Raw genomic sequence first — 4,254 nt, 5'->3', positions numbered from 1 at the left:
ATTGCTCTATAGTTAATGTAAAAAAAGGCGATCAAGTTATTAGTGGAGATATAATTGCAAAAACAGGAACATCTGGGCTTGCTTTGGGAGATCATTTGCATTTTGGAATATTGATACAAGGAGTTGAAGTGCTCCCTAGTGAATGGATGGATAAAAGATGGATAAAATTAAATGTTTTGGATATTATAAAAGATGCAAAAAAGATAATAGATATGGAAAAATAACCGATAATAAAGAAAGAATGTGATAAAATGCAAAAAAAACCCGATTAAGGCAATATATGAAACAGACCACTATCGCTAAAAAAGTTGAGCTAACAGGTATCGGTCTTCATAGGGGAAAACCTGTTAGAATGGTATTGGAACCTTTAGAAGATGATATGGGTATAGTTTTTTATAGAAGAGATTTGGGCATTACAATTCCTTTAAAACCAGAATATGTAATAAATACGAAAATGGCAACCGTTTTAGGAAAAGATGGCGCAACAATCTCAACTATAGAACATTTGATGTCCGCTGTTTACTCATACGGGATAGATAATTTAAGAATTTCTATCGACTCAGATGAGATACCTATTATGGACGGAAGCAGCATTAGTTTTTGTATGCTTTTGGATGAGGCTGGCATAAAGAAGCTTGCAAAAAACAAAAGATTAATAAAAATAAAAAAAGAGGTAGTGGTTAAAGAAGGGGAAAAATTTGCAAAATTAACTCCGGCAAATGATCTGAAATTTAGTTTCGAGATAAATTTTGACCATCCAATTATCGGCAGGCAAAAATATGAATTTGATTTTTCTAAAAAAGATTTTATAAACGAAATCGCAAGGGCAAGGACTTTTGGTTTTTTACATGAAGTGCAGTATCTAAGAAGTATAGGTTTGGCTCTTGGGGGAAGTTTGGATAATGCGATAGTTTTGGATGATAAAAAGATTTTAAATAGCGATGGATTGAGATTTGAAGATGAGTTTGTAAGACATAAAATCTTAGATGCCATAGGAGATATGTCTCTTCTTGGCTTTTTATTTATGGGAAAATACTCCTCATATGCCGGAAGCCATCATCTAAATCATAAACTAACTTTAGAGCTTTTTAAAGATAAAAGCAATTTTGAAATTGTCGAGATTCAAAACACTCAAGAAGAGGTTTTTGCTTTTGAGAAAGCATTTGCCTAAGATAGAGCTTATTATAATAGCCCTATCTTCTCCCATTAAAGTAGGATTGTATAAAGATGGGGTTTTATTTGAAGAGATTATAAGCAACGAAAAGACCAGCCAAGTCCTTCCTAAAATCTATAACGATTTAATAAAAAAATATAATATTACAAAAATAATCTTTGCAAAAGGTCCCGGCAGTTTTATGTCTATAAAACTGGTTTATATTTTTTTAAAAACCCTTCAAATTGTTTCAGATATTGAGGTTTTTGCAAGCGAAGGTTTTGCTTTTAGTAAAAACAGGCCCATAAAAGCAATGGGCAATCTCTATTTTGTAAAAGAAAATGGTAAAATCCTTTTGAAAAAAATAGAAAAAAAGGTTGAGAATATTTTTGAATTGCCAAAAAGGATCGATGATATTGAGTATGATGAAAATATTGAACCATTATATATTTTACCGGCTGTTTAAGGATAAGTTTTGATAATAAGTGTTCCAGCTACAAGTGCAAATATGGGTCCGGGTTTTGACTGCTTGGGGATAGCTTTAGATTTAAGAAACGAAGTGCATATAAAAAAATCAAACTTTTTTAGCGTTTCAATAAAAGGCGAAGGCGCTAAAAATTTCAAATTAAAGGGAAATAACCTTTTTATTAGGATATTTAATGAATTTTATAAAAATCTTGTTGATAATAAAAGAGTAAAATTTAGATTTACGTTTTATAATAATATTCCATTATCAAGAGGTCTTGGAAGTAGTTCAGCAGTAATTGTTAGCGCTATAGGAGCGGCTTACGAAGCGGCGGGCATAGCGATATCTAAAAGGAAAATTTTAGATCTTGCTTTGATGTATGAGCATCATCCAGACAATATCACCCCGGCGGTCATGGGAGGATTTAACGTAGCGGTAGTTGAAAAAAATAGAGTATTTAGTATTAAAAAAGAGATTCCAAAAGGATTAAAATCTGTGGTTGTAATTCCTAATAAGCCTATATCTACTGCACACTCAAGAACAAAACTTCCAAAACTCTATAGCAAAGATGATGCTATTTTTAATCTTTCTCACTCTTCTCTTTTGACGGCTGCGATTTTTAATGAGGATTGGGAGATGTTAAAAATAGCTGCAAAAGATAAATTTCATCAAGATATTAGAATGAAAGCTATGCCGATACTTTTTGAGGTTCAAAAGTGCGCATTAGAAAACGGAGCCCTTATGAGCACCCTTTCTGGAAGTGGATCAACCTTTTTTAATATGGTTTACGAAGATGACGCAAATAGGCTAAAAAAGGTATTGGAAGAGAAATTTCCTCAGTTTGAAATAAAAATATTGGATTTTGACAATGAGGGATTGACGATAAAATAAATAAAATATTTTGGTAAATTGCAACTTTTTGGTATAATTAGCCCCAATGAGCGAACCAGTTAGAATGTGCATAAATTGCAAAAAACGCTTTTTGCAAAAAGATCTTTTAAGACTTCAGTGTGTGAATAAAAAAATCACAAAACATAGCGGTTATGGAAGAAGTTTTTATATATGCAAAGAGTGTTTAAACGATAAAAATTTGGCAAAAAATCTGGCAAAAATATGTAAATGCGATCCGACACTCGCTTTGAAAATGTTAAAGGAGATTATTGATAATGGATAAAGTTAGAATCCATGAGATTGCAAATGAGCTTGGCTTAAAAAGTAAAGAAGTTGTTGAGAGGGCAAAAGAGATAGGCTTAAATGTTAAAGCACCCTCAAGCGGCGTTAGTTTGGAAGATGCAGAAAAGCTTATGGAATATATAATGAGCGGCGTTGCTCCAAAAAAAGAGGAAAAAAAGCCTGCGCCTAAAAAAGAGGAAAAACCTAAAAAAGAGGAAATTAAAAAAGAAGAGATAAAAGAGGTTAAAAAAGAGGAAAAGAAAAAGGCTCCAAAAGAGGAAAAACCTAAAGTAGCAAAAGAGGAAAAAGAGACGTTAGCAACGGCTTCTGTTAAAAAAAGAAGAGGCTTAGTGATAGTAAAAAAGAAAAAGACAATAGAAGCTGAAGAAAAGGCAAAAGTTGAAGCTAAAGTTGAAGCTGCAAAAACAGAAGAGAAAAAAGAGGAAAAAGAGCTAGAGATACCAAAAAGAAAACCAAAAAAAGCTAAAAAAGCTCCAGCGGCTCCAAAAAAAGAGAGCGGTAAAAAGATAGAGATTTTATCAGATAGGGATTTGAGCAATATAAGCGTAGAACTTGAAGAAGAAGAGGTTGTTCTTCCGGATTTTAGCGAAGAGTTGCAAAAGGTTGAAGCCCAAGAGAGAAAAAAAGAGATCGATGAGAAAAAGATAAAAGTTTCAAGAAAAAGTTTTACTCTTGAAACCAGAAGCTTAAGTAGAGGAAAAAAGAAAAAGAAAAAGAAAAAAGAGGTAAAAGAGGCAGCGGAGATAAAAGAGATCACAATACCTGAAAATATAAGAGTATATGAGTTTGCTGACAAAATTAATAAAAGTGTCGGTGAAGTAATAAAAGTTCTTTTTAATCTTGGTATGATGGTAACAAAAAACGACTTTTTAGATAAGGATACATTAGAGATTTTAGGTGAAGAGTTTGGACTTGATATTAAAACAAAAAATATCGAAGAAGAGATAGATTATGTTAAAGCCTATGATGCGATAGAAGATGATTATTTAGAAGAAAGACCACCGGTAATTACCGTGATGGGGCATGTGGATCATGGTAAAACCTCTTTACTTGATAGAATAAGAAAAACAAAAGTTGTAGAAAAAGAAGCGGGAGGAATTACGCAGCATATCGGCGCTTATATGGTTGTAAAAGATGGCAAAAAAATAACTTTTATAGATACTCCCGGTCACGAAGCATTTACCGAAATGAGAGCTAGAGGCGCTCAAGTAACAGATATCGCCATAATCGTAGTAGCTGCAGATGATGGTGTAAAACCTCAAACCGTTGAAGCTATAAACCACGCAAAAAGCGCAGATGTTCCTATGATAGTAGCTATAAACAAGATAGACAAACCTGATGCAAATCCAGATCTTGTTAAATCCCAACTTTCCGAACTTGGAATCGCACCCGTTGACTGGGGTGGAGAGTATGAGTTTGTTGAAGTTAGCGCATTAACGGG

6 protein-coding genes are annotated in these 4,254 nt (G+C 33.2%); all 6 read left to right on the top strand.

Annotation, left to right across the window (positions count from 1 at the left end; all coding sequences use genetic code 11):
• A partial coding sequence (locus AC30RD_RS06805) for a M23 family metallopeptidase (protein WP_489493645.1) occupies window positions 1–224 on the top strand: 224 nt, incomplete at its 5' end.
• A 56-nt stretch (window positions 225–280) separates the two neighbouring features.
• Window positions 281–1,171: a UDP-3-O-acyl-N-acetylglucosamine deacetylase gene (gene lpxC / locus AC30RD_RS06800; RefSeq protein WP_489493644.1), complete on the top strand. Its 891-nt coding sequence runs from the start codon at window positions 281–283 to the stop codon at window positions 1,169–1,171.
• Window positions 1,164–1,619, top strand: a complete 456-nt coding sequence (locus AC30RD_RS06795; protein ID WP_489493643.1) for a hypothetical protein — start codon at window positions 1,164–1,166, stop codon at window positions 1,617–1,619. The genes lpxC and AC30RD_RS06795 overlap by 8 nt, the downstream gene beginning before the upstream one ends.
• Window positions 1,620–1,628: 9 nt before the next feature.
• Window positions 1,629–2,510, top strand: a complete 882-nt coding sequence (gene thrB, locus AC30RD_RS06790) for a homoserine kinase (RefSeq protein WP_489493641.1) — start codon at window positions 1,629–1,631, stop codon at window positions 2,508–2,510.
• A 64-nt stretch (window positions 2,511–2,574) separates the two neighbouring features.
• Entirely contained in the window at window positions 2,575–2,793 is a 219-nt protein-coding gene (locus tag AC30RD_RS06785; RefSeq protein WP_489493640.1) for a DUF448 domain-containing protein, read from the top strand.
• Window positions 2,786–4,254, top strand: a 1,469-nt coding sequence (locus AC30RD_RS06780) for a translation initiation factor IF-2 N-terminal domain-containing protein (protein ID WP_489493639.1), incomplete at its 3' end; no start/stop codon positions are given. The genes AC30RD_RS06785 and AC30RD_RS06780, both read left to right, overlap by 8 nt.

Source organism: Nitrosophilus sp. (assembly GCF_982775275.1).
This window is presented reverse-complemented; position numbering and strand designations above follow the sequence as displayed.